30 protein-coding genes are annotated in these 25,291 nt (G+C 60.4%); 12 read left to right on the top strand and 18 right to left on the bottom strand.

Features of this window, described 5'->3' with window-relative positions; translation table 11 throughout:
- Window positions 1-8: 8 nt before the first annotated feature.
- The 3 genes from ABH944_RS22195 to ABH944_RS22205 all read right to left on the bottom strand — a co-directional run bounded on the left by ABH944_RS22195 (window position 9) and on the right by ABH944_RS22205 (window position 2,990).
- Window positions 9-848, bottom strand: coding sequence for an ABC transporter permease (locus ABH944_RS22195; protein WP_404608859.1), 840 nt, complete (start codon window positions 846-848; stop codon window positions 9-11).
- On the bottom strand, window positions 845-1,708 hold the full coding sequence (locus tag ABH944_RS22200) for an ABC transporter permease (RefSeq protein ID WP_404609087.1): 864 nt from the start codon (window positions 1,706-1,708) through the stop codon (window positions 845-847). Before ABH944_RS22200 ends, ABH944_RS22195 begins: the two co-directional genes overlap by 4 nt.
- Before the next feature lie 205 nt (window positions 1,709-1,913).
- Window positions 1,914-2,990, bottom strand: coding sequence for an ABC transporter substrate-binding protein (locus ABH944_RS22205; RefSeq protein ID WP_404609089.1), 1,077 nt, complete (start codon window positions 2,988-2,990; stop codon window positions 1,914-1,916).
- 541 nt (window positions 2,991-3,531) lie between these two features.
- On the opposite strand from ABH944_RS22205, the gene ABH944_RS22210 reads away from it, so the two are divergent.
- Window positions 3,532-4,302 carry a DeoR/GlpR family DNA-binding transcription regulator gene (locus tag ABH944_RS22210; RefSeq protein ID WP_097269415.1) on the top strand — a complete coding sequence of 257 codons (771 nt, stop codon included), beginning with the start codon at window positions 3,532-3,534 and terminating at the stop codon, window positions 4,300-4,302.
- Between the two features lie 4 nt (window positions 4,303-4,306).
- Here the strand turns inward: ABH944_RS22210 and ABH944_RS22215 are convergent, their stop codons facing one another.
- The gene (locus ABH944_RS22215; RefSeq protein WP_404608860.1) at window positions 4,307-5,980 is read right to left on the bottom strand and encodes a Na/Pi cotransporter family protein; all 1,674 of its coding nucleotides are present in this window, start codon (window positions 5,978-5,980) and stop codon (window positions 4,307-4,309) included.
- Window positions 5,981-6,173: 193 nt separating this feature from the next.
- Between ABH944_RS22215 and ABH944_RS22220 the strand changes: the two genes are divergently transcribed.
- From ABH944_RS22220 to ABH944_RS22235, 4 genes are all read left to right on the top strand, one after another.
- The gene (locus ABH944_RS22220) at window positions 6,174-6,857 is read left to right on the top strand and encodes an HAD family hydrolase (RefSeq protein WP_404608861.1); all 684 of its coding nucleotides are present in this window, start codon (window positions 6,174-6,176) and stop codon (window positions 6,855-6,857) included.
- 141 nt (window positions 6,858-6,998) lie between these two features.
- A complete protein-coding gene (locus tag ABH944_RS22225; RefSeq protein ID WP_404608862.1) occupies window positions 6,999-8,276 on the top strand; it encodes a NupC/NupG family nucleoside CNT transporter in 1,278 nt (425 codons plus the stop codon).
- A gap of 10 nt (window positions 8,277-8,286) precedes the next feature.
- Window positions 8,287-8,676, top strand: a complete 390-nt coding sequence (locus tag ABH944_RS22230; protein ID WP_062088784.1) for a cytidine deaminase — start codon at window positions 8,287-8,289, stop codon at window positions 8,674-8,676.
- Window positions 8,673-9,638: a nucleoside hydrolase gene (locus ABH944_RS22235; protein WP_404608864.1), complete on the top strand. Its 966-nt coding sequence runs from the start codon at window positions 8,673-8,675 to the stop codon at window positions 9,636-9,638. The genes ABH944_RS22230 and ABH944_RS22235 overlap by 4 nt, the downstream gene beginning before the upstream one ends.
- Here ABH944_RS22235 and ABH944_RS22240 read toward each other — a convergent pair.
- Both ABH944_RS22240 and ABH944_RS22245 read right to left on the bottom strand, forming a co-directional pair.
- On the bottom strand, window positions 9,635-10,309 hold the full coding sequence (locus tag ABH944_RS22240; protein ID WP_404608866.1) for an alpha/beta hydrolase: 675 nt from the start codon (window positions 10,307-10,309) through the stop codon (window positions 9,635-9,637). The genes ABH944_RS22235 and ABH944_RS22240 overlap by 4 nt on opposite strands.
- 26 nt (window positions 10,310-10,335) lie before the next feature.
- The gene (locus ABH944_RS22245; protein WP_097269399.1) at window positions 10,336-10,725 is read right to left on the bottom strand and encodes an MAPEG family protein; all 390 of its coding nucleotides are present in this window, start codon (window positions 10,723-10,725) and stop codon (window positions 10,336-10,338) included.
- An 89-nt stretch (window positions 10,726-10,814) separates the two neighbouring features.
- Here ABH944_RS22245 and ABH944_RS22250 point away from each other — a divergent pair, with 89 nt between their 5' ends.
- Window positions 10,815-11,213: a PPC domain-containing DNA-binding protein gene (locus tag ABH944_RS22250; RefSeq protein ID WP_404608867.1), complete on the top strand. Its 399-nt coding sequence runs from the start codon at window positions 10,815-10,817 to the stop codon at window positions 11,211-11,213.
- Here the strand turns inward: ABH944_RS22250 and ABH944_RS22255 are convergent.
- The 4 genes from ABH944_RS22255 to ABH944_RS22270 all read right to left on the bottom strand — a co-directional run bounded on the left by ABH944_RS22255 (window position 11,204) and on the right by ABH944_RS22270 (window position 14,640).
- Window positions 11,204-12,040, bottom strand: coding sequence for a phosphatase PAP2 family protein (locus tag ABH944_RS22255; protein WP_404608868.1), 837 nt, complete (start codon window positions 12,038-12,040; stop codon window positions 11,204-11,206). The two genes, ABH944_RS22250 and ABH944_RS22255, sit on opposite strands and share 10 nt — an antisense overlap.
- The gene (locus tag ABH944_RS22260) at window positions 12,037-12,906 is read right to left on the bottom strand and encodes a metallophosphoesterase family protein (RefSeq protein WP_404608869.1); all 870 of its coding nucleotides are present in this window, start codon (window positions 12,904-12,906) and stop codon (window positions 12,037-12,039) included. Before ABH944_RS22260 ends, ABH944_RS22255 begins: the two co-directional genes overlap by 4 nt.
- Window positions 12,903-13,913, bottom strand: a complete 1,011-nt coding sequence (locus tag ABH944_RS22265) for a diacylglycerol/lipid kinase family protein (protein WP_404608870.1) — start codon at window positions 13,911-13,913, stop codon at window positions 12,903-12,905. Before ABH944_RS22265 ends, ABH944_RS22260 begins: the two co-directional genes overlap by 4 nt.
- 286 nt (window positions 13,914-14,199) lie before the next feature.
- Window positions 14,200-14,640, bottom strand: coding sequence for a CBS domain-containing protein (locus ABH944_RS22270; protein ID WP_062088796.1), 441 nt, complete (start codon window positions 14,638-14,640; stop codon window positions 14,200-14,202).
- 395 nt (window positions 14,641-15,035) lie between these two features.
- Between ABH944_RS22270 and ABH944_RS22275 the strand changes: the two genes are divergently transcribed.
- Window positions 15,036-15,995 (top strand): chemotaxis protein, encoded by a 960-nt coding sequence (locus ABH944_RS22275; protein WP_404608872.1) that lies wholly within the window; start codon window positions 15,036-15,038, stop codon window positions 15,993-15,995.
- Between the two features lie 137 nt (window positions 15,996-16,132).
- Here ABH944_RS22275 and ABH944_RS22280 read toward each other — a convergent pair whose 3' ends face one another.
- The 3 genes from ABH944_RS22280 to ABH944_RS22290 all read right to left on the bottom strand — a co-directional run bounded on the left by ABH944_RS22280 (window position 16,133) and on the right by ABH944_RS22290 (window position 17,657).
- Window positions 16,133-16,399, bottom strand: a complete 267-nt coding sequence (locus ABH944_RS22280) for a hypothetical protein (protein ID WP_062088800.1) — start codon at window positions 16,397-16,399, stop codon at window positions 16,133-16,135.
- Between the two features lie 309 nt (window positions 16,400-16,708).
- Window positions 16,709-17,146: a response regulator gene (locus tag ABH944_RS22285; protein ID WP_404608874.1), complete on the bottom strand. Its 438-nt coding sequence runs from the start codon at window positions 17,144-17,146 to the stop codon at window positions 16,709-16,711.
- A gap of 178 nt (window positions 17,147-17,324) precedes the next feature.
- Window positions 17,325-17,657, bottom strand: coding sequence for a hypothetical protein (locus tag ABH944_RS22290; RefSeq protein ID WP_404608876.1), 333 nt, complete (start codon window positions 17,655-17,657; stop codon window positions 17,325-17,327).
- 242 nt (window positions 17,658-17,899) lie between these two features.
- Here ABH944_RS22290 and ABH944_RS22295 point away from each other — a divergent pair, with 242 nt between their 5' ends.
- A complete protein-coding gene (locus ABH944_RS22295) occupies window positions 17,900-18,919 on the top strand; it encodes a transporter (RefSeq protein WP_404608878.1) in 1,020 nt (339 codons plus the stop codon).
- A 78-nt stretch (window positions 18,920-18,997) separates the two neighbouring features.
- Here the strand turns inward: ABH944_RS22295 and ABH944_RS22300 are convergent, their stop codons facing one another.
- Complete coding sequence (locus ABH944_RS22300) at window positions 18,998-19,465, bottom strand: nuclear transport factor 2 family protein (RefSeq protein WP_404608879.1); 468 nt, start codon at window positions 19,463-19,465, stop codon at window positions 18,998-19,000.
- Window positions 19,466-19,591: 126 nt separating this feature from the next.
- Between ABH944_RS22300 and ABH944_RS22305 the strand changes: the two genes are divergently transcribed.
- Window positions 19,592-20,164 (top strand): TetR/AcrR family transcriptional regulator, encoded by a 573-nt coding sequence (locus tag ABH944_RS22305; protein ID WP_404608880.1) that lies wholly within the window; start codon window positions 19,592-19,594, stop codon window positions 20,162-20,164.
- A 113-nt stretch (window positions 20,165-20,277) separates the two neighbouring features.
- On the opposite strand, the gene ABH944_RS22310 is transcribed toward ABH944_RS22305, so the two are convergent.
- A complete protein-coding gene (locus tag ABH944_RS22310; RefSeq protein ID WP_404608881.1) occupies window positions 20,278-20,748 on the bottom strand; it encodes an RcnB family protein in 471 nt (156 codons plus the stop codon).
- A gap of 346 nt (window positions 20,749-21,094) precedes the next feature.
- Between ABH944_RS22310 and ABH944_RS22315 the strand changes: the two genes are divergently transcribed.
- Both ABH944_RS22315 and ABH944_RS22320 read left to right on the top strand, forming a co-directional pair.
- The gene (locus ABH944_RS22315) at window positions 21,095-21,571 is read left to right on the top strand and encodes a DUF3331 domain-containing protein (protein ID WP_404608882.1); all 477 of its coding nucleotides are present in this window, start codon (window positions 21,095-21,097) and stop codon (window positions 21,569-21,571) included.
- Window positions 21,572-22,067: 496 nt separating this feature from the next.
- Window positions 22,068-22,271: a hypothetical protein gene (locus ABH944_RS22320; RefSeq protein WP_404608884.1), complete on the top strand. Its 204-nt coding sequence runs from the start codon at window positions 22,068-22,070 to the stop codon at window positions 22,269-22,271.
- A gap of 98 nt (window positions 22,272-22,369) precedes the next feature.
- Here the strand turns inward: ABH944_RS22320 and ABH944_RS22325 are convergent, their stop codons facing one another.
- Genes ABH944_RS22325 through ABH944_RS22335 form a run of 3 tightly spaced genes read right to left on the bottom strand, consistent with a single transcriptional unit; the run spans window position 22,370 to window position 24,600 of the window.
- Window positions 22,370-22,903 (bottom strand): cupin domain-containing protein, encoded by a 534-nt coding sequence (locus ABH944_RS22325; RefSeq protein WP_404608886.1) that lies wholly within the window; start codon window positions 22,901-22,903, stop codon window positions 22,370-22,372.
- 12 nt (window positions 22,904-22,915) lie between these two features.
- A complete protein-coding gene (locus ABH944_RS22330; RefSeq protein ID WP_062088817.1) occupies window positions 22,916-23,677 on the bottom strand; it encodes an ABC transporter permease in 762 nt (253 codons plus the stop codon).
- A complete protein-coding gene (locus ABH944_RS22335; RefSeq protein WP_062088818.1) occupies window positions 23,674-24,600 on the bottom strand; it encodes an ABC transporter ATP-binding protein in 927 nt (308 codons plus the stop codon). The genes ABH944_RS22330 and ABH944_RS22335 overlap by 4 nt, the downstream gene beginning before the upstream one ends.
- A gap of 136 nt (window positions 24,601-24,736) precedes the next feature.
- Between ABH944_RS22335 and ABH944_RS22340 the strand changes: the two genes are divergently transcribed.
- Complete coding sequence (locus ABH944_RS22340) at window positions 24,737-25,165, top strand: DUF1810 domain-containing protein (RefSeq protein WP_404608887.1); 429 nt, start codon at window positions 24,737-24,739, stop codon at window positions 25,163-25,165.
- Window positions 25,166-25,291 lie beyond the last annotated feature (126 nt).

Below are 25,291 nucleotides of genomic sequence, written 5' to 3' on the forward strand. Positions count from 1 at the left end.
CCTGCCCTTTAAATTTTTTGTCCGGCGAGAGCGCGCGCCGAGCCGAAGACCTGAATAAGCCCCATCGAGGCCCACGTAATGGCGAACGCGATGATCGCGAGCGCCGAAGGTTCATACGCCCGGTTCGCGCCGATCAACTGAAGGTACGGCCCGAATGCCGGACGGTTGAGCAGGCTCGCCAGCGTGAATTCACCGATCACCACCGCGAACGTCAGGAACGCGCCCGACAGGATCCCGGAACGCACGTTCGGAAAGATGATCTTGAAGAGGATGGTCGGCCAGTTCGCGCCCAGGCATTCGGCGGCTTCGGTGAGCGAACGGACATCGACGGCGCGCAAGCCGGCATCGACCGAGCGGTACATATAGGGCAAACACAACGTAACGTAACCGCAGATCAGCAGGAAATCAGTCGCACGCTCATTGCCGGTGAGCGGCAGGAACGAACTGCTGTTGTAGATATGCAGATAGCCGAACACGATCACAATGGCCGGGATCACGAGCGGCAGCAGCGTGATGAACTCGATCAGCGGGCGCAGCTTCGGCAAGCGCAACTGCACCCAGTAGGCGGTCGGCACGACCAGCAGCACCCCAAGCACGATGGCGAACACGCCCATCATGATGGAGTAGCCAAACGACGCCTGGAAATGCGGATCGGTAAGGACCACGCGGTAGGCGTCGAAGCTGTATTCATCGCGACGCATCTTCAGGCTGAACTCCACGGTGGCCGCCAGGGGCAACAGGAAGTAAAGCGCGCCGATGAACATGGCGATCCACGCGCCCGTCCGCGTCTGAGCCCGGACCTTGTTGTCCGGAGCGGGTGCAGGTGTGAGTGTGGTGACGGTGCTCATCGACGGCCCCTTTCAGCGCGCGAGCGCAACCAGATATAACCGCCGTTGGACAAGCCGGTCACAAGGACCATGCCGAGCGCGAGCGCATAGCCAAGATTCTCGTTGTGCAGCACGTCGCCGCGAATCTGCGCGTACAACACAATTGGCACGATGTTGAGCGAACTGCCCGTGAGCGCATAAGCCGTTGCCACCGCGCCGAACGCGTTGGCGAACAGCAGCAGCGTGGCGCCGAGCACACTTGGCCAGAGGACAGGCAGCGCGACGAACATCCAGTAGTGGTACGCACTTCCGCCCAGGCAATCGCAAGCCTCGCGCCATTCGCGCTTCAGGCCATCGAGCGCGGGCGTGATGATGAGCACCATCAGCGGGATCTGGAAATACAGGTAGGTCAGCGTCAGCCCGGTGAAGCTCAGGATGCTGAAGCCCGTTGAATACAGGTTGATGCCGACATACTTCTTCAGCAACACCGTGACGAGCCCGACGCGCCCAAGCGTGCAGATGAACGCGAACGCGAGCGGCACGCCCGCGAAGTTCGACGCCACGCCGGAGAATGTCATCAGGGTCGGGCGAATCCACACAGGCAGCTTGCCCTGCACCGCCGCCCAGGCCAGCAGGAGCCCGAGCACGCCACCGCCCAGTGCCGATGCCGCGCTGACCTTGAAACTGATCCAGTACGCGTCGAGCACGCTGGGCTGAAGCAGCTGACGGAAATTCTCAAGCGTGAAATGGCCCTGCGAGTCCTGGAACGCGCCGACCATCAGCCACGCGGTGGGCAGCAGCAGGAACAGGACCGCAAACGCAAAAAACGGTAAGACGCCGAGATAATTCCACGCGGGCGACACGCGTCGCGCCGCTTTCATGCCGGGACCGAGCGACGGGTTCGACTGCCCCTCGCGCTCCTCATGTCCGGACATGGGCGTGGCGATCTTCGATGAAGTGCTCATGATGTCGCTCTTGACTGACAGGCCGCGCTGGAGAAAAGCACAAAGCGCGAGCCGGAAGGTTAGCCGGACCTGCAGTCCGGCCAACCGTGCACTACGTTACTTCACGTAACCACTTCAGCAGTTACTTCACGTTGGCGCCGACCACCTGGTCCCACTGGCCCGTGATGAGCGTCTTCGAAGCGTTTTGCTCGTCGAGCGTCGGGAACACCACGTTCTTGTAGGCCGACGGCGGCGGCAGCTTGGCGAGCAGCGCTGCCGGGATCTTCTTGTTCGCTTCGAGGTCCTTGAAGCGGATCGGATGGCAGTAGCCGGTCAGCCAGCCAATCTGGCCTTCGTCCGAATACAGGTATTCCATCCACAGCTTCGCGGCGTTCGGATGCGGAGCGTAAGCGCTGATGCCCTGCACGTAGACGCCGGCAACCACACCCGTCTTCGGCACGACCACCGACACCTTCGGATTGCCCTTCAGGGTATCGCGATCGGCCAGCGCGTTGTAGTCCCAGCGCACGACGATCGGCGTGGTGCCCTGCGCAAGCGACGCCGCCTTGCCGATCACCGGCACGAAGTTGCCGTTCTTGTTCAGCGTGCTGAAGAAGCTCAGGCCCGCCGCACCGGCCTTCGATGCATCGCCCTTGGCTTGCGACAAGCCGGCTGCGTACACAGCCTGAATCGCCTGGTTAGCCGAGCGCGGGTCGCCCGCGAGCGCCACGGCATTCTTGTAGTCGGGCTTGAGCAGGTCGGCCCAGTCGGTCGGGACCTTGTCGATCATGTCGGTGTTCACTTCAAACGACAGCACGCCGTAGTAATCACCGTACCAATAGCCGTCCTTCTCCTTGGCCGAATCCGGAATGGTCGCCCAGGTCGACACCTTGTAAGGCTGCAGCAAGCCGGCAGCCTGCGCCGTCGGTCCGAACGACAAGCCGACGTCGATCACGTCCGGCGCCTGCGGACCCGTGTTGCCCTTGTTCGCCTTGATGGCTTCGACTTCGTCGCCCGAACCGGCGTCCGGATTCAGTTCGTTCACCGTGATGCCGTACTTCGCCTTGAAACCCTCGATCAGTGCACCATAACCGCACCAGTCGTGCGGCAACGCGATCGTGGTCAACTGGCCTTCCTTCTTCGCAGCAGCGATAAGCGACGCCGGTGGCGCCGCCACGGCCTGCCCCGCGACAGCGGTCAGCGCGGCGATCGCCGCCATGATGGATGCCTTGCCGCTCAAGCGGCGAAATGTCGAGGTCACTCGCAACCCGTCTTGATTCATGGTGATTCCATCCTCTGCCTGCGTGCTTACGTTTTTGGAAAGTTGCGTGCTACCTGCATGCTGCATGGTCCGAAACTTGTTTTTTAATGCGCACTCACATTTGGCGCGCACGCGACTCTGGCGGCCAAATGTTTAAGAACGATGACGACGGTGAAAAAGACAGCTATCCAGGACTTGTTTCAGACACTCCAGACGGTCCAAGGGAACTATCCGCGAGTGTGACGGAGAGACTAAGTTCAAATACCCAAATTCGCAAGTATCCAAAAAAATGCAACATCGGCAGCGCCAGTTCTTGTTAATCTTTCAGCCGGAATCCCTGGTAACACCTGACGCCAGACAGCCAATTAATATTGGCGACACACGGGCGACACATAGTCCGTTCACAAGACTTGAGGCGCTGCCGGACCGGATTGGCGGCCACGCAGTGTCTACTCGTTTTCACTAGTCACCGTTCAACTTCAACGCTCAGGAATACGGCATGTGGCAGGAAGATCGTCATCAGAGAATTCGCGCGCTGCTCGCCACGCTTGAACGCGTGTCGACCGAACGCATCATGGCCGAACTCGGCGTGTCGCGCGAGACGGTCCGGCGCGATCTGGTGGATCTCGAAGCACTCGGTGAATTGCGGCGCGTGCATGGCGGCGTGACGCGCCCGGCTGACGAAGCGCCGATCGCCGAGCGCAGCCACACACGGGTCAAGTCGAAGAACGCCATCGCACGGGCGGCCACCGCGCTGGTCAGCAGTGGTCAAACCTTGTTCATTGACGCCGGCACGACCACCGCCATCCTGGCAGAAGAACTCGCCAAGCTCGCCAACCTGACCATCATCACGAACTCGATAGACGTTGCCCAGAAGATGCGGGCAACCGGTGAAAAGACGGATGCCAGCAACGAAATCATCCTGCTTGGCGGCTCGATCAGCGACCGGGCATTTGCCACGGTGGGCGGCACGACCGTCGCCGAAATCCTCAGGTACCGCGCCGACGTGGCGCTGCTCTCGCCGGTCGCCATCGATCACCGGCATGGCGCCACCAACTTCGATCACGCCGAGACCGAAGTGGCTCGCGCGATGGTCGCGCACGCCGACCGGGTAGTGATCCTGGCCGACTACAGCAAGATCGGGCAGTGCAGCAGGATTGCGTTCTGTCCGATCAATCGCGTGGATACGCTGATCACCAACAAGAAAGGCGCCGACGGTCCCGCGCTGCTGTCATTGCGCAAGAAGCTGCCGCAAGTCATTCTCGCCTAGCGTTTCAAACGCTGTCGTTACCGTAGGTGGCGTCAAGCACACGGCGCCGCAGCCGGGTGTCGCGCAACGCGCCGGCTGCGTCGAGCACCGGGTACGCGGTTGAGCAGAACAGCGAGTTGAGGCGCTTGAGGTCGCTGATGATGTCGAGATGCAGCGCACTGGTCTCGATGCTGCGCGCGCTCTGCCCGGCCAACCGGTCCAGGTGCGCATACGAATAACTGCGCTCGAGATCGCGGAACCGTTCCTTCTCGGCAAGCAGGCGCTCGGCGCTACGCAAGTCGCTGTTGAGAAACACACTCAAACCCAGTTGCAAGGTCAGGATCACGCGGGAATGAAGGTCCTCCAGCTCGGCCAGACCCTCGGGCGAAAAGGCCAGCCGGTGCGTAATCTTCTTCTCCAGGATGTTGGTCGCCACCCGTTCGAGGATGTCGCCCGCGTGCTCCAGATTGATGGTCAACGTAATGATGTCGGTCCAGCGGCGGCTATCCGCCTCGTCGAGCTGCTCGCGTGAGATGCGGGCAAGATAGGTCTTTACCGCCGCATAAAGCTGATCGACATCGTCGTCCATGCGGATGGTCGAGCGGGCCTTGGCCGGGTCGTTGGCCCGCATCAGGTCGAGCACGTTGTCGAGCATGGTGCGAATGATGTCGCCGATCCTCAGCGTTTCGCGCGCGGCATTCGCCAGCGCAAGCGTAGGCGTGGAGAGCGCGACGGGATCGAGATAAAGCGGCCGCAGTTCCGGGTTGACTTCGGGCCGGTCCGGCAGCAGGCGATTACACAGGCGCGAGACCGGATCGATCAACGGCATGCACGCCACGCAGCGCACCATGTTGTAGATGAGGTGGAACGTGATCACCGCCTCACGCGGATACGGGATCAACGCGCCAATGCCCTGCGCGATCCACGGGGCGAACGGCAGCACGATCAACGCGCCGGCCAGCTTGAACAGCACGTTGCCGAGCGCGAGGCGCCGGCCGGCCGGGTTTTGTCCCAGCGTGCCGATCACCGCAAGCAGCCCGCTGCCCAGATTTGCACCAATCACCAGGCACACCGCCACCTTCAGCGAAATCACGCCCGACGACGCCAGCGTTGCGGTCAGCAGCACCGCTGCAAGACTGGAGTAGGAGATCATGGCGAAAGCCGCGCCTACCAGCGTGTCGAGCATGGAGTCGCCCGTCAGCGCGCCGAACATGACCTTCACGCCCTCGCCCTGCATCACGGGCTGCGCGGCCTCCACAATCAGGTGCAACGCCAGCAGGATCAGCCCCAGCCCGATGACCGTACGTCCCACCTGACCGGTACGGGTCTGTTTGAACGACAGGAACGCGATCACGCCGCCGAGCAGCAGGATGGGTGACAGCCACGAGAGATCGAGCGTGAGCACACGCGACATCAGCGCCGTGCCGACGTCCGCACCCAGCATGATGGCCAGCCCCGGTGCGAGCGGCAACAAGCCTTGCGCTGCGAACGACGAAGCCAGCACGGCGGTCGCGTTGCTGCTCTGGACCAGGCTTGTCACGCACAAGCCAGCGCCAAATGCCCGGAAGCGGCTGTTCGCACTGCGTCCCAGCACGCGCCGCAACTCGGCGCCGAAGACTCGCAGGATGCCGGTCCGGACAATATGCGTGCCCCACACCAGCAGGGCCACACCTGACAAAATATTCAAGAGAATCAACATGCGTCTACGTCCGTTGTTCGTTCTGACTGTACTGCCATCCGTGCCATGATGCCACGCAAACAGGTTGTACAATTTTGCTTTGTTGTAGTTTTGGGTATTTAAAGCTACGATCAAATCGTCTTGGGAAACCTGTGCCGGACGGTGGTCTGGCGCGCTTTTTACCCGCTTTTAACCTGCAATCAAGGGCTATGGGATGAGTCGTACTCTGGCGTTGTTCGATCTGGATCACACATTGCTGCCGCTGGATAGCGATCAGTCGTGGGCGCGCTTCTACGCCACGCTGGGTTTCGAGGGCAGTGCGGACCATGCGGAAGAAATTGACGCCTACTATCAGCAGTACGTCGCCGGCACGCTCGACATGGACGCGTATCTGGGCCTCACGCTCGCGCCACTGGCGCGTCATCCGCGCGCGCAACTTGATGCGTGGCATGAGACTTTCATGAAGACGGTGATCGAACCGGCCATCCGCCCCGAAGCGCTTGCGCTGCTGCGTCGTCATCGTGACGCGGGGCACCTGTGCTGCATCGTTACCGCTACCAATGCGTTCGTCACCACGCCCATTGCGAAGGCGCTTGGTGTTGAGCATTTGCTGGCCATCGACCTGGGCACTGAAGGCGATGATCCGCTCGGGCGTTACACCGGGCGCTCGGTGGGCGTGGTGACGTTTCGCGAAGGCAAGATTGTCCGCACCGAGCAATGGCTGGCTTCCCAGGGATTGAAGCTGGAAGATTTCGAAACAAGCTACTTCTATAGCGATTCCGTCAACGACGTGGCGTTGATGGAACGTGTCACCCATCCGGTTGCAACGAATCCCGACGCGAAATTGCGGGTGATTGCAGCCGAGCGCAAGTGGCCGGTCATCGAATTGTTCGCGTAGGGTTCTGGTTCGCCTCCGGGACTTCAAGGGTGGGGGCCAGCGGCCCCCCGGACATCGCGTGAACGCGCCCCGCCCTATTCTCCAAACCCCGCACATGGCGTAGCATCCGCCCATTCCTCTGACAAACACATATAACAAGACATGGCCCTGATCGCACGCAATCTGCTTGGCATCGCCGTCCTGCTGCTCATCGCTTTCATCTTCTCCACCAATCGCCGCGCCATCCGCCTGCGCACCATCGGGCCTGCCCTGCTGGCACAGGTCGGCATCGGCGCCTTCATCCTGTTCGTGCCCTTCGGCAAAAGCGTGCTCTCCGCCGCCGCGGCGGGCGTCAATCACATACTCGGCTATGGCAACGCAGGCATCGAGTTCCTGTTCGGCGGTCTCGTCCAGCCAAAGATGTTCGAACTGTTCGGCAACGGCGGATTCGTCTTCGCCGTTCGCGTGCTGCCCGCCATCATCTTCGTGACCGCCCTGATCTCGGTGCTCTATTACCTCGGCATCATGCGCTGGATCGTGATCGTGCTCGGCACGGTCTTCCAGAAGCTGCTCGGGGTGTCGAAGATCGAATCGTTCTCGGCCGTGACCACCATCTTCCTCGGTCAAAGCGAAATGCCGGCGGTCGTGAAGCCGTTCGCACGCGACATGACAAGCGCGGAACTGTTCGCCGTGATGTCGAGCGGCATGGCGGCAGTGGCAGGTTCCGTGCTCGCGGGTTATGCGGGCCTCGGCGTGAAGGTGGAATACCTGCTTGCCGCCTCATTCATGGCCGTGCCGGGCGGATTGCTGTTCGCGAAGATCATCCACCCCACGAGCGAAGCCAGCCGTGTCACCCTCGAAAACCTGAACTTCGACGAGAAACGTTCAGCGAACGTGATCGAAGCGGCCAGTTCCGGTGCAACCGTCGGCCTGAAGATCGCGGTCATGGTCGGTGCCATGATGATTGCGTTCGTTAGCCTGATCGCATTGCTGAACGGGGTGGTGGGCGGCATCGGGAGCTGGTTCGGCGACCCCAATCTATCCATGCAATCCATGCTTGGCGCCGTGTTCGCACCGCTTGCGTACCTGATCGGCGTGCCTTGGGATCAGGCCGCGCTCGCCGGCAACTTCCTCGGTCAGAAACTCATTCTCAACGAGTTCGTGGCGTACGCGTCACTGTCTCCGTATTTGAAGGACTCCGCCAGCGTCGCCGCGGCTGGATTGCAGGCGCTCGATCCGCGTACCATAGCGATCTTGTCTTTCGCGCTGTGCGGTTTCGCGAATTTTTCGTCGATCGCCGTGCTGACCGGCGGCTTCAGCGCGGTTGCGCCGGAGCGGCGCGCGGAAGTCGCACGCTACGGCCTGCGCGTCGTGCTCGCCGCCACACTCTCGAACCTGATGAGCGCGACCATCGCGGGCATGTTCCTGACGCTGAACTAAGGAGTCACTCATGACGATGGACCAGTTGCTCGAGCGCGCGAAGAACGCGCGCGATCGCGCCTACGCGCCCTATTCCAGGTTCAAGGTCGGCGCCGCCTTGCTCACCAAGGACGGGCGCGTATTCGATGGCTGCAATGTGGAAAATGCATCGTACGGGTTGTGCAATTGTGCGGAGCGTACGGCGTTTTTCAGCGCTGTCGCCGCGGGTTACACGCGTGACCAGTTCACGGCGCTCGCGGTCATTGGCGACACCGACGGACCGATTGCACCCTGCGGCGCGTGCCGGCAGGTGATCATTGAACTGGGCGGCCCCGACCTGACCATTCGCCTCGGCAACCTCAATGGCGCGATCCGCGACACGACTGCCCGCGAACAACTTCCCGACGCGTTCTACCTATGACAAACCATAAAGTCATCTACGACACCGACCCGGGTGTCGACGACGCCATGGCGCTGGTGTTCCAGGCGCTGCATCCCGAGATCGAATTGCTTGGCGTCACGAGCGTGTTCGGCAATGCAACCATAGAAACGACCACGGCTAACGCGCTCTATCTGCGCTCGCGTTTTGCACCCGGCGTGCCGGTCGCGCGCGGGGCAGCGGCGCCGTTGCATCGTGCGCCGCCTGCGCCAATCGGCTGGATTCACGGCGACAACGGTCTCGGCAATATCGAACTGAGCGAGCCCGCTGATACAACGCTCGACGCACGTCCCGCGCATCAGTTCATGATCGATACGGTTCGCGCACATCCTGGCGAGGTGACGCTGATTGCAGTCGGTCCGTTGACGAATCTGGCGCACGCGCTTAAAGCCGACCCGGAGATCGCCGGGCTGGTGAAGCAGGTCGTCATCATGGGCGGTGCATTCGGGATTGCGGGCGTGCTCGGCAACGTGTCACCGGCTGCCGAGGCCAACATCATGTGCGATCCCGATGCAGCGGATCTCGTGTTCGGCGCCGCGTGGCCAGTCACGCTCGTCGGCCTGGACGTCACGCAAAGCACGATCATGCCGAACGACTGGCTGGCATCAGTCTGCGACGGCGCGGGCGAGGCCGGCCGTTTTGTGTGGGACGTATCACGGCATTACGCGCAGTTCCACCGTGACAGCGCCGGACTCGACGGCATCTATGTCCACGATGCGTCGGCGGTGGCGTACGTGCTGGCTCCGCATCTCTACACCGTGCGCAAAGGACCCGTGCGTGTGCTGACCAGCGGAATGGCCACCGGTCAGACGATACAGAAACCCTCGACCATGCGCGTTCCTGCGCCGGACTGGGACGACCGTCCGGCGCAGTCGGTCTGCATCGGCGTGGATGCAGCCGGCATGCTGGAGTTATATAAAAACACCTTGATGAAGGCCGTCTAGGCGCTCAGCCTTGCGCCGAGCCAGACCCGCAAGGCCTCGACTTCTTCGGCACAGACCGAGTGCGGCATGGGGTAGATGTGCCATTCCAGCTTGCACCCATGCGCAAGCGCGAAGTCGCGGCCCTGGATGGCCAGCTCGATCGGCAGCACGGGGTCCTGGGTGCCATGCGCGGCGAAGATCGGCGTGTCGCGATTCTCCTCACTGAACGCCGCATCAATCAAACCGGGCGACGGCACATAACCGGACAACACAACAAGCCCCGCCAGCTTCTCCGGATGCGTGAGTCCTGCGGTGTAAGTCATCGCGCCGCCCTGCGAAAACCCTGCAAGGAAAATCTTCGAGGTCGGAATACCGCGCTCGTTCTCCCGCGCGATCAGTTCGCGAATCCGTTCGCACGAAACCTTCAATCCGGCTTCATCGACCCTGCGGTTCACGCCTTCGAACGACAGAATGTCGTACCACGCCCGCATCACATAGCCGTTGTTGCCGGTGACCGGTATTTCGGGGGCATTCGGAAACACGAAACGCACCCCGGGCAGATCGCCCAAGCGCAGCTCCGGCACCAGCGGGATGAAATCATTGGCGTCGGCGCCCAGGCCGTGCATCAGGATCACGGCAAACTCGGGATTCGGCGCGGTTTCCACGTCGATGGTGGTGAGCAAAGCGGTCATTGGCTGGACTCCGGTTTCAGATATTTTCAGATGATAGGGACAAGAACAAGGATGATGCCGAAAAGCGAAACGAGCCATACGAGCGAGCGCAAGAATGGAATCCCTGCCGCGTACAAGGGCAGGTAGACCACGCGGGCGATGATGTACAACCACGCACCGTAAAGCGTCAGCGTGCCTTCCCGGCCGGCCATGTGCGCGACCAGGATGGCGATGGCGAACACCGGCAAGGTCTCGAACAGGTTGGCCTGGGCGCGCATCAGACGGCCAGTCACCTTGCCGACTGGCGGGCCCGGCTGGTCACGCGGTCCACCGTTATATCCCACGCCGGTTTCGCGGTTGCGAACCACCGACGGCAACAGCACCTGAATGAGGGCGAGTACAAGCGCCCAGGCGAGGATATGAAGTTCGGTCGTCATGGGAGGTGCCCGTTTGATTGAAGGTCGTTACGCAAAACCGGAATCATCATGCCATCATTGATGCATTACGTAGCCTTGGGACTTCACTCATGCAAACACTTCCCGTGCGCCTTGTTCCCGGAGACGACCTGCGTGTGGCGCTTGAGACAATCGCACGAGACCGGGCCATTGGCGCCGCGTTCGTGATGCAGGGCATTGGCAGCCTGAGCGTGGCGAACCTGCGTTACGCTGGCCTCGACCAGCCGGCCCAGCTTGACGGCGACCTCGAAATCCTGACGCTGGCCGGCTCGCTTGCTGCTGACGGCGCGCATCTTCATATGGCCGTCTCGAATGCAGAGGGCCGTGTGTATGGCGGCCATGTATCGCCGGGATGCATTGTTCGGACGACGGCGGAAATCCTGATCGTTTGCCTGGACGGAGTGCACTTCTCACGCGACCTGGATCCGCGCACCGGCTTCCCCGAACTCTCGATACACCCTCAGGCGTGACGCCGCGACGGCCTCGGCCAATACCTGCGCGTCAGTTCGATGCTCAAGATACACGCCACCAGCCAGACCGTTCCCAGTGCAAAGCCCGCCAGCACGTCGCTCGCGAAATGCACACGCAGGAATACGCGGCTGCTTGCCGTGGTGAACGCGATGAGCGTGGCCGCCACGATGACGGCCAGGCGCCAGCGGTCCGGCAAAACCCTCACGAGCACATACGCAATGATGCCGTAGGTGACGAGCGACCCTGATGAATGGCCGCTCGGGAAACTCCATCCGGTGGCGGTGGCGATCGATTGATCATGCACTGGCCGCACGCGTTCAAACAGATGCTTGAAAATGCTGTTGAGCAAACCGTTGCCGACTATCGCGAGTGTGAAGCCAATGGCCAGCGCATACCGTCGCCGCACGGTCAGGATCGCTGCGCCGAGCACGCACCACACGGCGAGTACCCACGCATCGCCCAGATGCGTAACCAGCGCAAACGCGCGGATCACGCCGATAGGAACCGCGCTCGCGATGCCGTCGGCGAAGGCCTGATCTAACCGGCCGAGTGTCTCGCCTGCGCCTATTTCATCAGCAATCGCGGCAAACAAGGCAGCCGCGCCAACGATCACGACAAAGCTCACCGCCAGATTCACGACCAGCAGGACCCTGCCCGACGGACCGCCTTCTTCGCGCGGCAGACCGTAACGTTGAACGAGCTGCCACACACTCAGCACCACGAGCATGGCGAGAACCAGGGACACCGCAAACACCATCAATGCATGTTCCCCAGCTATATGGGCTATCTCAAACAAGCCGGCGTACGGCCCTTCAGTCTGTTTCATAAAAGCGTCGCTAATGGAGTCTTGAGTGACTCGCTATCCAGGTCGAGTTCGTGTTGCATGTTGAGTTCAAACGATGCGCTTGCCCGACTGAAATCCCAGCGCGCAACAATTGCGCGGCGAATTGCACGTCGAAGCGCACCGCGTGCGTCCGTCCTGGATCCGTCGTAGTCAATCACGTTCACTGAATTGGGCACGCGCCCGCGCACGCGCGAAGACAACGCGGTTCCCGCCTGCACGGCCCACATCTGATGCGGCAAGTCTTGATACGCAACATGCAGCGGCGTTACATACGGAAGATGGATATGACCGCCTAGGATCAGGTCCACGCCCGCTTGCGACCAGCGTTCAATCGCATGTTCGCGGCCGTGCAACAGGTTCCTGATGTCGGTGGTACGCGCCGCCACCACGGGCTGATGCGTGACGATAACCCGCAACTGACGCGGCGTCGCATGGTCGAGGCGGCGAACCACGCGCTCGACTTGTTGCGCAGATATTTCGCCATCCTTACGACGATACGCACGCGTAGTATTGACACCGATCACCAGCAGGTCGGCCGATTCGAACACAGGTTCGAGATCGTCTCCGAACACGCGCCGATGATTGGCATACGGATGTGCAATGCGAGCGAACAGGTTGTACAGCGGAATGTCATGATTACCGGGAACGATGATAAAAGGTGTTGCACCGAATGTATCGACGAACGCCCGCGCTGCACTGAATTGCGCACGCCTGGCGCGCTGGGTAATGTCGCCGGACATGACGACGAGATCAGGCTGCAGGATATTTGCAAGCCGCTGCAACGCTGCCACGACCGGCGGTTGTTCGGTGCCAAAGTGCGGATCTGAAATCTGGAGCAACAGGGTCATGAGCGATTGGCGTTGGCCACGTCGGCCTCGGGCTTGAGCAGGAACAACGGCTCCGGGGCGACGCGAAATTCGAGCGGCATGATGATCCAGTTTATCTCGCCATCGGTCGCAACCTTGACGGGTCGTTGACGTTTGGACTGATGCGTCACCGTGATGCGCTTGAACGCGAAACTGATCACGTTGTCCGCGTCGCTCATCCGGCCTGCAGCACCTCGCAACGTGAGGCCGAGTTGCGCAAGGCGACCGATTGCCCGCGGCGCAATCGCGGCGAGCAAACCACGTTCCAGTTGCGGCGCTTCGGCCATGCCGATTTGTTCGAGTTGCAGGCGATTGTTGCTGACAAAGAGCGTCGATGTCCGGACCTCATGCATTGTGCCATCGTGCTCGATGTGAAGGCGCAAATGACGGTGCGTGCGTAGCAGCGTCACGGCTGCAGACCACAGCGCGATCAGGCGGCTGCGGCCAAACTGCCGCTTGTAGATCTCGCGGTCTTCCAGCAGCTTGGGATACAAACCGAGACTCGCGTTCACGAGAAACATGCGCTCGTTCAAGAAGCCGACCTGGACCGGGAACGCCCGCGCGTCAAGCAACAGACGGATGGATTCGGCCGGGTCCGCGGGGATGCCATGGTCACGGCTGAAATAGTTGAACGTGCCCCGCGGCAACACCGCAAACGCGCATCCGCTGCCGAGTACTGCCTCTGCCACCGCGCACAGCGTGCCGTCGCCTCCCGCACCGACCACCACGGCGTTTTGCGCTTTCGCATCACGTACGGCCTGGCGAGCGGTATCGGCGAGTTGAGAAGGGTCAGCGACCAGGCGAACCTCGAACTTGCGCCCGGCCCGTCCAAGGATATCGTCAAGCGCAGCGCGCGTTTCGTCGCTTTGCCTGCGCCCCGAGCCCGCGTTCATCACCACAATAAAAGGCGCATCCGCAGCAATGACGCGCGGCGCAGGATCAGTGGAAGCGGTAACCGGGGGTGACGTAGAAAGTTCGGGGGGAGTCATGAAAGGCGCTCCTTTTGAGTCAGTGCCGAAAACAACTCGGCGAGGGAACAGGCGCCTTGAATCTGGCCAATGCGTCAGGCCAATGCGCGGCATCGACCAATTATAACAATTAGCTTACAGAACGATTGGCTGAACGAATCCGCCGCAGCGGTCTTGAGGGAACGAACAATGACTATGCGAGGTAATCCGAACCGTGCAGGAACCGCATGGGCGCGATGCACACGCAGCGACACCAATAAAACACAGCGCGGCGTTCTCACGCCGCGCTGCGCCCCTCCCGGGCAAGCTACATGTGCTCGCCTCGAATATATCCCTCGAGCTGATGAATCGTGAGCTGCTGCTCGGAGATAATATTTTTCACCAGATCGCCGATTGAAATCATGCCCACCAGTTTCTCGCCATCAATCACCGGCAGATGCCGCATGCGGCGCTCGGTCATCAGGGCCATGCAGTCGTCCGTGGTCTGGTCGGGACGCACGAAACGCACTTGCGAGGTCATGATTTCGCGCACGGGAGTCTGTCGCGAGACACGGTCCATCAGCACGACTTTGCGGGCATAGTCGCGCTCGGTCATGATGCCGACGATCGCCTCGCCGTGGGTCACGATCAGGGCGCCAATGTGCTTCTCCGCCATCATCGCGATTGCTTCGTAGACCGATGCCGTATCGGCGATCGTGAAGATGGTGTGATCGGGTTTCGAATTAAGAACTTGTGCGACTGTAGCCATCGAACGCCTCCGTTGAACCGCGCTACGCCTGCCGGCTGGCGGGCGTTTCACATGGGTGAATAGCCGGCTTCCGGATCGCGTGGCGCCTGTCACCACGGGTTCGGGCGACACTCCGCACCCGCCGCGTTGAATCAATCGCCTTGCATCGGCACCTTACATCCGGATTACCCAGCCCATTCAAAAAGTATAGGCCAGACACCTGCCGCGTGAACGCTGGAAAACACTGCTTTTTATGCGTCCAAGGGTCTATCCCGATGCTGCCGCGCGCGCGATCCGGCCGGTATGAAACAGTCCCGTCACAAAGTATCGAAAAACGCTTCAGTTTCTCCGCAGCGCGCCGCTAATCAGGAACCGGTTATTGAGAAGCCGGATATAAATCGATCAGGAGAACCACCTTGAGCAGTTCACAACACGATATCGAACAGCGGGTTCGGCTCGCCGGCAACAACATGTTCGAACTGCTCCTGTTTCGCCTGGGCGAAGCACCGGACTCCGAACAACGCGAGCTGTACGGCATCAATGTGTTCAAGGTGCGCGAGATTCTCGCGATGCCGCCGATCACCGTGGTCGCCGGTGCAAACCCGGAGATTCTTGGCGTTGCCGACATCCGCGGCCAGATCATCCCTGTCATCGACCTGGCGCAGGTCACGGGCTGCCAGCCGAAGAACGGTCTGAAGATCCTGCTGGTCACCGAATTCGCGCGCACGACGCAAGGGTTCGCCGTCGAGGAAGTCGATGACATCGTGCGGCTGGAGTGGAATCAGGTTTTGTCCGCAGAATCGCATTCGAGCGGGCGGACGGTGACCAGCTTCGCGCGTCTCGACGGCAACGTGGACGGATCGCGGCTCGCACAGGTGCTCGACGTCGAGCAGATCCTGCGTGACGTGCTGCCGTCGACTGAAGTGGAGATCACCGAATCGAACACCGGACGGGTGGTTCTGAGACCGGGCACCAAAGTGCTCGCCGCCGACGACTCCGGAGTCGCGCGCAGCCTGATCGAACAGAGCCTGACCGCGATGGGCGTGTCGTTCATCATGACCAAGAGCGGCCAGGAAGCGTGGAACGTACTGGAAGACCTGCAGAGCAAGGCAGAAAAACATGGCGGCTGTGCCGCGGACGAAATCGCGCTCGTGCTGACCGACCTGGAAATGCCCGAGATGGACGGATTCACGTTGACGCGCCGCATCAAGGCGAACGCCGGCATGCAGGCCATCCCGGTCGTGATCCATTCGTCGTTGTCGGGGTCGGCGAATGAGGAGCATGTGCGCAAAGTGGGCGCAAACGCCTATGTAGCCAAGTTCGCTGCCTCGGAATTGGCAACCGTGATGCGGGACGCGCTCAAGACAGGCACCTGAAGCAATCCTTCCTCATGCACAAGCACAAAGGCCCGCTGAACTTTCGTTCAGCGGGCCTTTGTTCGTTTCAGGTCTTCCAGCTCGGCGCGATCATGACGGCACACGTACTGCCGGCCATGCGCGTAGAAGCTTGAGAATTACTGACCGAAGAAAACAGCTTGTGCGTTGTTGGTACGGCTGTGGCTCGAACCCGATTGCGACACCGACGTACGTTCACCACCGTAGGCATTCGTATCAGCGTTGTTTTGTGCAGCGATGGTTTGCGTGTTCAGGCCTTGTTGCGAAGCCGGAGCGCCAACCGTCGGACGATACGAAGGTGCCGGGCCGTAGCCGCTGGCAAATGCCGGGACAGCGATAGAAGCGGTAGCGGCGATGAGTAACGATGCGAGAAGATTCTTTTTCATGGTGAGCTCCGATATACGTTGGCTTTCGACTGGTTCAGAAGGCGTCGCAGCGGTCAGACTTTGTTTCGGTGGCTGCTTCGTCGATGAAATGCAGTGTATACCCCTACTATCGGTTTTTTATCCCCATAAACTTCAATACACTTTTCGGGATAAACCAATAATCGAATGAGGTCCCGATCGGGAAAAATCGCCGCGAGGGAGCCCGCAAAAGGCTCGCAGGAAGTTAAGGCAAGGGGAAATTTTGAGGGCCGGACCCCGAACGAAATCAGAAAAATTTCGATCGGGCGCCCGGAAATGCCGATTGAACCTTTAGTGAACCTGGACGAGCCGGCTGATCAGATCCACCAGGACACCGGGCGCATTGCCCTTCTGGCAGTAGCCGTCGAAACCCGCATGGAGGCCTTTCGAGCGAACGTAATCCTCGCCGAGCGCCGTGAACGCAATGATCCCGGCGTTCCGGGTGGGAGAAATCCGGCGCAGGACCCGTGCGGTCGCGAAACCGTCGTGCTCCGGCATGCTGATATCGAGAATCACGATGTGCGGCACCCAGCCGTCAATAGCCTGGAGCGCATCCACGCCGCTCAGCACATAGCGCGCGTCGCAACCATCCGCGCTCAGCGCCGCGGTAAGGCCTTCGGCACTGGCGGCGTTATCGTCGACCACCAGAATTCGCCAGCGCTCGGCGTCCGCTTCGACATTTCGATCGGTCCATAACACGCAGCTTGGGGTAAAAGAGACTGAATCCATGACCGCTCAGATTTATGCATGTGCAGCAAACGCAGCATTTTCCGCGCCATCCTGCCTGTTTGCTGCGAGCGGTTTCTGCCGGTGTAATGAAAAAACCGCCAGATCTCTTGTCCGATAAAGCCAGACGGGTTTAAAGACAGCGCCACGTGGGTTGCACGAGGCGGCAGCCGGTCCGGTTTCAGGATTTGGTTTTGGCTTTTTTGCTGGAAGATTCGTCCGTGGAGCGTAGTTTTGCGTTTGCCGATACCAGCAGATTTGCATCGACCTGACGCACCGCGTGTTCAAGTCCTTCCAGCGCCTCGCGCAAACTGCGCTTTTGAGCCTTGTCCAGCTGATGCGGCCCCAACTCCGTAACCAGCTTCGCTTCTTTTTCAAGCCGTTTGAGCAATTTGGCTCCCAGACGGCTGTCGATGGCTTGTTCGCCCAGCAATTCGACGATGCTCGTCGCGAGCCGCGTCAGTCCGTCTGCCGTGGTTTGCGTAGGTTCGTCCTGCTCGACGCGATCTTCCATTTGTGTTTTCCCGATGAAGCGTAAAGGGTCGGGCTGCGCCCGACGGCCCTCTTGCATCGCGCGAGTTTAACCACGGGGCGTGACAACCATAAGTACTTTCTGTGTCACGCGGCATTTGCCCAACAATATCGCAAATCCGGTCGGACGTTGCTTGATTCGAGTTGCACGGCGGGGACAATCCAAGTCCGAATCAGCTTTCAATTGCCCTTGCCAACCACGACTGAATCACGATAACGATCACGATGACTACCGCCCTACCCTACGCCTCTGATTTCTCCGGCATCGTGTGCGGCTTTCGTTTCGCGCCGGATGCGCCGGGCGTGCCTATCGACTCCGCCGGCGCGCTTGAGTGGCTGAAGCAATCCTGCACCGACCGGTCTTCAACCGACTTTGTCTGGCTGCACTTCGATCTCGCGAACAGCGCGAGCGAACGCTGGATGCGCACGCAACTCGACCTGCCGGATGCCTTCTTCGAAAACCTGCGCGACGGCTCGCATTCCACGCGGATTGAACACCAGGAGGGCGCGCTGCTCGCCGTCATCAACGACGTGATGTTCAACTTCGACGTCACGCCGTCGGAAATTGCGACGTTGTGGGTCTACACCCGCGAAAAGCTGCTCATCACCGCGCGGCTGAAACCGTTGCGGTCTATTGATACGCTGCGGGAATCGGTACGCAACGGCGAAGCCTTCAGGTCGACGGCCGAACTGCTCATTCATCTGTTACGCGACCAGGCCGATCTGCTGGTACAGATCGTACGGCGCACGAGCATTGATATTGACAAGATAGAAGACCGTTTTCTTTCGATGCGATCTCCCGCCACGCGCTCCGAACTCGGTGCGTCACGACGCGTGCTGGTCAGGCTGCAACGTTTGCTCGCGCCCGAACCGGGGTCGATCTTCCGCCTGCTGGCCAGGCCGCCACGCTGGTTGCAAGCACTTGACCTGCAGGATCTGCGCGATGCCACCGAAGAGTTTTCGCTCGTGCTGGGTGATCTCGCGGGACTGGTTGAACGCATCAGGCTGCTGCAGGAAGAGATCGCCGCGCGCATGGACGAGCAAAGCAACCGCACGCTGTTCACGCTGACGCTGGTCACCGTCCTGGCGCTGCCGATCAATATAGTCGCGGGGATTTTCGGCATGAACGTTGGCGGAGTTCCGCTCGCCGAAAACAAGCACGGTTTCTGGGTGATGGTCGCGATCGTGGCGACCTTCACCCTGCTGGCCGGATGGTGGGCCTTTTACCGCCGGCGAGGCCGCTAGCATTCCGGCAGTCACTTCACGCAACCGGTCTTCGTTACGGATGAAGACCGAAGCCACGGACTGCCGGCCGCGCTTCAATCAGAAACCCAGGTCGCTCAAGCCAGGATGGTCGTCGGGACGGCGACCCAGCGGCCAGTGATATTTGCGCTCGGACTCCTTGATCGGCAAATCGTTGATAGATGCGTGCCGATGCGTCATGAGGCCTGCTTCGTTGAACTCCCAGTTCTCGTTGCCATAGCTGCGGAACCAGTTTTTTGCATCATCGTGCCACTCGTACGCAAAGCGCACCGCAATCCGCGATCCGGTGAACGCCCACAACTCCTTGATCAGCCGGTAGTCCAGTTCGCGCGCCCATTTGCGCGCGAGGAACGCTTCCACTTCGGCACGCCCCGATACGAACTCTGCGCGGTTGCGCCAGCGCGTGTCTTCGCTATACGCCAGGGCGACCCGCTTTGGATCGCGTGAATTCCAGCCGTCTTCCGCGAGACGGACCTTTTGCCGAGCGGTGTCGGCATCGAATGGCGGGAATGGTGGCTTGCTTTCCATGACGTTTCCTTTTGATCGTGGAGGGTTGATTGGCGGTTCATCCGGCACTGGACAGCCGACGGTAGACAGACCTGTCTACCGTCGTACTCTAGCGCAGGGAGACAGACCTGTCTACAATGACTTGTCATGGACAATCATTCACTCAATACAGACCTCTCACCGGCCGACCGCATTCTGGTCGCGGCCCATGAGCTGTTCTATCGGGACGGTATTCGTGCGACCGGAATCGATCGCGTGATCGCGGAATCAGGCGTCGCGAAGAAGACGTTTTATCGCTACTATCCTGCGAAAAACGACCTGATCGTGGCGTTTCTGGAATATCGGCACCGCAACTGGATTACGTGGTTCGAAGACGCCGTGAAGCGCCATGGGGCAAACGCGGAAGCGTTGGTCCCGGCACTGGCGGAATGGTTCGAGAGCGATGTGTATCGTGGCTGTGCGTTCATCAACGCGGTGGTGGAAGTAGGCGGGACCTTGCCCGAAGCCGTCAGCATTTCACGACGTCACAAGCTGGATATGGCAGCGGTGATCAGGACACTTTTGCCGGCATCGTCGAGGAGCGCGAAGGCCGACGCGCGGGCATTGGCCATGGCGGTGGACGGCGCCATAGTCGGCGCGCAATTTGAAGACTCGCCCGAGATCGCGTTGAAGTCGCTGGCGCGCGTGGTGAAAGCGATTGCCGATACTGCAAAGGGGTAGGCAGCGGTTGCGGTGGAGGTTTACGCCGGGCATATACAACAAGGCCGGTCCAAACGCGCGTTTGGACCGGCCTTTCGTCTTGGCTCGCTGGATAGCGTTCCGCGAATAAGCGCTTAGTGCCCGTTGCTCAGCACGATCTGCGCAATCACGCCGGTCGCGATTGCGGCAAGCACGTAGTCGCCGTTCACGCCCACCCAGTGGTAACCGCGCGGGGGCTGACGCAATCCATAACCGCGATAATCGTCGACCACATATTGGCGGTCGCGATAGTCGTCCGGCAAGCGATCTCCGCGGTGCCAGTCATGCGGGCCTTCACCATGCGGACCGCCGGGACCGCCGCGTGCCGGACCATTGTCCGCATGCATTGGCATGGGCGGACGGCCGTTGTTGTGGTTCTGATCCTGGTGACCGCCGTTGTTATGGTTCTGGTCCTGATGACCGCCGCCGTTGTGGCCTTGCATGGCGGGACCGCCCGGACGCTGTTGCGGCCCACCCTGATCACCGGGACCGTTTTGGGCAAACGCCGTGGCCGTCAGACCCAGGCTTGCGCACAGCACTGCAGCACGAATAGAGCTTTTCTTCACGAACACCTCGTTCAACGTTGTAAGTATGCAGCTAGTATCCCTCACGCAAGTTGCGTTCCACGGTATTTGGCGAAAATTGACACCTTACGAAAGATATACAAATTATCTGAATCGGCATCGCCTGACACGGCAGGCTCTCGTGAAACCACCTCGCTATCGCGTCCATTAAAACGTTCAATCAAGCGCAGACAGCACTTTTGCTGCTGGACAGCATCGGGGAAAGCCTTATTGCATAAAGCGTTGTTGTGATTATTCGCGCTAACAAGACAGTGTATTCACCTTAATGGTATTTATCGGAACAGGCTGATTGCGTAAGTTCGATCATGAACCATGCCAGGAACGAACCATGACAGCGTTAGCGAGAAGCGCGGACCCGTGGCTGCAAACGGTCCGCTCATTGACAGCGACCCACAACCGCGCGGCAGAACCTGCCCCGCAGCAAAAGGCCGCGCACCCGTTTCTAGAGCGTCTCACGCGAGCGTGGGAGCGCGATCATGCGCGCGTCGCGTCGGCGTCGCCGCAATCGCCGCGGCCGTTCCCTGAAGCGGTGGTGCGCGTGATCGAGCGTCCAAGCAGCGCGACGGCGATCGTCTACTGGTCCGACGCAGCAACTTGCCACTACGGCTATCAGGGGTGGCGCGTCACTACGGCGACGTCGGACGGCGCCTGCGCACTTACCGGCGCACCCATTCATCGAGGCGACTCGGTGTATAGGCCGTCACAGCGCGACCCGAAACCGCAAAACGCATCGGCGATGATTCTTGCGGCTTCCATGCCACAGAACGAGACCAGCGACGCCGATTTGCAGGACCAGCACGCCTGACAGCGTCACCGGCCTTGGTCAAATTGACGAAAAGCACGGCCGCACCATGCGGTTGGGCTTTTCGTCATGTGGAACGTGCACGGCAAACGCGCCAATTCTGAGAAACAGCTTTAACTGTTTCTGCGGACCGTAATGTGTACGCGGATCGGTGCGGTGCCGGTCTGATTTACAAAGTCCATCCGCCGCGTGCACCGGCCTCATCTCTGTTTTCCAGGCTCCCTCGCAAACGCTTGCGTCACATGCAAGTTCCAAGCCCAAACGCGCGCTGCGCGCTGATAGTGGCGGCCTCCGGTCATAAGCCAGAAGTACGAATCCCGCTTCGCGACGCCATTAAACTGTAGAGCCGCGCTTTCATTGCAGGGTGTGCAACACAGCCAGGGTCGAACGGCTCGCCCGCCGTAGTCGTGCACCAGGAAGCATCAAGCGTCGTAAATCTGTCATGGCAGTTCAGTAGCATCGTAGTCTCCCGTCGCTCCATCACTGCAAGGAGTTCATCGTGAAGAGTTATCAAGCGCAGCGCGTCGAAGCCAGAGACACTATTCGTTCAGGTGACACAGCTTACGAATCGCCGGTACGCCGCGAATCGCAGGAAGCACGTGCACAAACGGATCAGGACGTCTATGGCGATTCACTCGACATACCGCTGAACTACGGCGGCATGATGGACGCCGTCCGCGACGCAGTCAGGGCCAACCTATAAATCGAAGTATGAAAAAGCGGCGCCTCAGAAATGAGAGCGCCGCTTTTTTTCGTTCTGTTTTTATGTTGTTCCCATCGTGCGGGTTGCGTGCCACGCTCTCAGCGCTTCGCTCCTGCCGCCGCCGGCCCCAACCTCCCGATCACAGCCTCGTGCTGCGGGTACGTCTCTTTCAAAGCGGCCACATCGGCAAGCTCGAACTCGCTGAACTCGAAACCGGGCGCCACCGTGCAGCCCACCAGCGCGAACGTTGCCGGATCCCATAGCTCTGCCGCAAACCACTGCCCTGCCGGTACGACCGCCTGAAATACAGCGTCGTCATGCGTCAGCGCATTACCCAGGCGATGAGTGACCAACTGCCCGGTGGGATCGATGACATGAACATCGAGCGGCTCACCTGCATAAAAATGCCACACCTCGTCCGAGCGGATCCGGTGCCACGCCGAATGTGCGCCGTCGCAGAGCATGTAGTAGATCGCCGTCGATGCCGAACGTATGTCGCCAGGCGAAGCATCGCGCGTGAGCTCGCGCACTACCTTGTCCGCGCCGCGAAACGTCTCGCGAAAATAGCCGCCTTCAGGATGCGGCTGCAGCCCGAACCGCTCGATCAACACGTCACGCATCACGTCACGCATAAAGCACGCTCCCTATGATTTCAGCCTGTAGCCCGTCTTGAAGATCCACGCGACCACGCCGATAAACACCGCGAGGAACACCAGCGTCATGATGAGGCTGATCTCGACGCTGACATCGGCGGTACTGTAGAAGCTCCAGCGAAAGCCGCTGATCAGGTACACCACCGGATTGAACAGTGCGACGGCCTTCCAGAACGGCGGCAGGATGTCGATGGAATAAAAACTCCCGCCGAGGAACGTCAGCGGCGTGATGATCAGCAACGGGATTACCTGCAACTTCTCGAACCCGTCCGCCCAGACGCCAATGATGAATCCCAGCAGGCTGAACGTCACCGCGGTGAGCAGCAGGAACACGATCATCCAGAACGGGTGATCGACGTGCAGCGGCACGAACAGGCGCGCTGTCGCAAGAATGATGAGACCGAGGATGATCGACTTGGTGGCGGCCGCGCCAACATAACTCAACACGATCTCCAGATACGACACCGGCGCCGACAGCAGTTCGTAGATGGTCCCGCTGAACCGGGGAAAGTAGATGCCGAACGACGCGTTGGACACGCTCTGCGTAAGCAGCGACAACATCACGAGCCCCGGCACGATGAACGCACCGTAACTCACGCCGTTCACTTCGGGAATACGCGAGCCGATTGCGGCGCCGAACACGACGAAATACAGCGACGTGGAAATCACCGGCGAGATGATGCTGCCCATGATCGTGCGCCACGTGCGCGCCATTTCGAATACATAGATTGCGCGGACTGCGTGGATATTCATTTTTTCTCTCCGACCAGGCTCACGAAAATATCTTCCAGCGAGCTTTGCGTCGTTTGCAGGTCCTTGAACCTGACGCCGTTATCGGCCAGATCTTTTAGCAGCGTAATGATGCGGCCCGGTTCGTCCTGCGCGTCGTAGGTGTAGGTCAGTTCACTGCCGTCTGCTGACAGGTCGAGCCGGTAAGCCCCGAGGCCGGCAGGAATCTCGCCGATCTCGTCTTCCAGTTGCAGCGTGAGTTTCTTCTGGCCGAGCTTACGCATCAGTTCGGCTTTTTCCTCGACCAGGATGATCTCGCCGCCGTTGATCACGCCAATCCGGTCGGCCATTTCCTCAGCTTCATCAATGTAATGCGTCGTCAGGATGATCGTCACGCCGCTCGCTTTCAGGCCGCGCACGAGATTCCACATGTCGCGGCGCAGTTCAACGTCGACGCCCGCGGTCGGCTCATCGAGGAACAGGATCTCCGGCTCATGCGCGAGCGCCTTGGCAATCAGCACGCGGCGTTTCATCCCCCCGGACAGCGTGCGCAGCTTGTTATCCTTCTTTTCCCAGAGCGACAACGATTTCAGCACTTTTTCAATGTGCGCCGGATTCGGCGGCTTGCCGAACAGGCCGCGGCTGAATGAAACGGTCGCCCAGACCGATTCGAAGGCGTCGGTGGTCAGCTCCTGCGGCACGAGGCCGATCATCGCGCGGGCCGCGCGGTAGTCGGAGATAATGCCGTGACCGTTGACCCGCACCGTGCCTTCCGTGGGATTCACGATGCCGCACACAATGCTGATCAAAGTCGTTTTACCGGCGCCGTTCGGCCCGAGCAGTGCGAAGATTTCGCCATGGCGGATACTCAGCGTGACGTTTTTCAGCGCCTTGAAGCCGGACGCATAGCTCTTCGACAAGTTCGAAATTTCGATGATGTTTTGCATGGCCGTGAAGATATCAGAAAGCGGAATATCGTTCGCAAATGGCCGGGATTAGACCTCGGTCAGCTTGATCGCGAAATGCGCGGGAACGTGGTTTGCGGCGCGTTCCGGCAAGATTCAGGAAGACCCGGAGGTTCGCATGACCGATTCCGATCCTTTCGACTTGCAGCGTTTTATCGATGCGCAGGAGCCGGTGTTCCAGACGGTGACAGCCGAACTCGAGGCCGGCAAGAAGCGCACGCACTGGATGTGGTTCGTGTTTCCGCAAATCCAGGGGCTGGGCCATAGCGAAATGGCGCGCCGGTACGCGATTTCATCGGTGGACGAGGCGCGGGCCTACCTGGATCACGCTGTACTTGGCGAGCGCCTCCTGATCCTCACCCAGATCGTGAACGCACTCGACGGCCGCTCGGTTGAACAGATCTTCGGCTACCCCGACGACCTGAAATTCCATTCTTCGATGACCCTCTTCGCCCACGCCGCCGCGGACAAGGCGCCGTTCGAACTGGCGTTGAATACCTATTTCGGCGGTGAGCCGGACGCGGGAACGGTCGCGCGGCTGAGGTAAGCGAAGAATCCACACCCGCGGGTCTCCTCCTACAAAACGTTACAATTCGCGTCGACGCATTCGCCGCCGGCCGGTCCCACAAGGACCCGTGACGGGTTGCATCACTGGCCGCATCTATCGATGGCA

The organism is Caballeronia udeis (assembly GCF_044909315.1).
Classification (GTDB): Bacteria; Pseudomonadota; Gammaproteobacteria; order Burkholderiales; family Burkholderiaceae; genus Caballeronia; species Caballeronia udeis_A.

Bases quoted from the DNA above. Each gene is read 5' to 3' on its own strand.
- ABH944_RS22290 (WP_404608876.1), bottom strand. From the start codon at position 17,657: ATGGAAGATCGCGTCGAGCAGGACGAACCTACGCAAACCACGGCAGAC.
- ABH944_RS22315 (WP_404608882.1), top strand. From the start codon at position 21,095: ATGACAGCGTTAGCGAGAAGCGCGGACCCGTGGCTGCAAACGGTCCGC.
- ABH944_RS22330 (WP_062088817.1), bottom strand. From the start codon at position 23,677: ATGAATATCCACGCAGTCCGCGCAATCTATGTATTCGAAATGGCGCGC.
- ABH944_RS22270 (WP_062088796.1), bottom strand. From the start codon at position 14,640: ATGGCTACAGTCGCACAAGTTCTTAATTCGAAACCCGATCACACCATC.
- ABH944_RS22260 (WP_404608869.1), bottom strand. From the start codon at position 12,906: ATGACCCTGTTGCTCCAGATTTCAGATCCGCACTTTGGCACCGAACAA.
- ABH944_RS22210 (WP_097269415.1), top strand. From the start codon at position 3,532: ATGTGGCAGGAAGATCGTCATCAGAGAATTCGCGCGCTGCTCGCCACG.
- ABH944_RS22305 (WP_404608880.1), top strand. From the start codon at position 19,592: ATGGACAATCATTCACTCAATACAGACCTCTCACCGGCCGACCGCATT.
- ABH944_RS22335 (WP_062088818.1), bottom strand. From the start codon at position 24,600: ATGCAAAACATCATCGAAATTTCGAACTTGTCGAAGAGCTATGCGTCC.
- ABH944_RS22235 (WP_404608864.1), top strand. From the start codon at position 8,673: ATGACAAACCATAAAGTCATCTACGACACCGACCCGGGTGTCGACGAC.
- ABH944_RS22300 (WP_404608879.1), bottom strand. From the start codon at position 19,465: ATGGAAAGCAAGCCACCATTCCCGCCATTCGATGCCGACACCGCTCGG.
- ABH944_RS22325 (WP_404608886.1), bottom strand. From the start codon at position 22,903: ATGCGTGACGTGATGCGTGACGTGTTGATCGAGCGGTTCGGGCTGCAG.
- ABH944_RS22255 (WP_404608868.1), bottom strand. From the start codon at position 12,040: ATGAAACAGACTGAAGGGCCGTACGCCGGCTTGTTTGAGATAGCCCAT.
- ABH944_RS22215 (WP_404608860.1), bottom strand. From the start codon at position 5,980: ATGTTGATTCTCTTGAATATTTTGTCAGGTGTGGCCCTGCTGGTGTGG.
- ABH944_RS22240 (WP_404608866.1), bottom strand. From the start codon at position 10,309: ATGACCGCTTTGCTCACCACCATCGACGTGGAAACCGCGCCGAATCCC.
- ABH944_RS22285 (WP_404608874.1), bottom strand. From the start codon at position 17,146: ATGGATTCAGTCTCTTTTACCCCAAGCTGCGTGTTATGGACCGATCGA.
- ABH944_RS22250 (WP_404608867.1), top strand. From the start codon at position 10,815: ATGCAAACACTTCCCGTGCGCCTTGTTCCCGGAGACGACCTGCGTGTG.
- ABH944_RS22265 (WP_404608870.1), bottom strand. From the start codon at position 13,913: ATGACTCCCCCCGAACTTTCTACGTCACCCCCGGTTACCGCTTCCACT.
- ABH944_RS22340 (WP_404608887.1), top strand. From the start codon at position 24,737: ATGACCGATTCCGATCCTTTCGACTTGCAGCGTTTTATCGATGCGCAG.
- ABH944_RS22225 (WP_404608862.1), top strand. From the start codon at position 6,999: ATGGCCCTGATCGCACGCAATCTGCTTGGCATCGCCGTCCTGCTGCTC.
- ABH944_RS22280 (WP_062088800.1), bottom strand. From the start codon at position 16,399: ATGAAAAAGAATCTTCTCGCATCGTTACTCATCGCCGCTACCGCTTCT.
- ABH944_RS22295 (WP_404608878.1), top strand. From the start codon at position 17,900: ATGACTACCGCCCTACCCTACGCCTCTGATTTCTCCGGCATCGTGTGC.
- ABH944_RS22245 (WP_097269399.1), bottom strand. From the start codon at position 10,725: ATGACGACCGAACTTCATATCCTCGCCTGGGCGCTTGTACTCGCCCTC.
- ABH944_RS22195 (WP_404608859.1), bottom strand. From the start codon at position 848: ATGAGCACCGTCACCACACTCACACCTGCACCCGCTCCGGACAACAAG.
- ABH944_RS22205 (WP_404609089.1), bottom strand. From the start codon at position 2,990: ATGGCGGCGATCGCCGCGCTGACCGCTGTCGCGGGGCAGGCCGTGGCG.
- ABH944_RS22230 (WP_062088784.1), top strand. From the start codon at position 8,287: ATGACGATGGACCAGTTGCTCGAGCGCGCGAAGAACGCGCGCGATCGC.
- ABH944_RS22200 (WP_404609087.1), bottom strand. From the start codon at position 1,708: ATGAAAGCGGCGCGACGCGTGTCGCCCGCGTGGAATTATCTCGGCGTC.
- ABH944_RS22220 (WP_404608861.1), top strand. From the start codon at position 6,174: ATGAGTCGTACTCTGGCGTTGTTCGATCTGGATCACACATTGCTGCCG.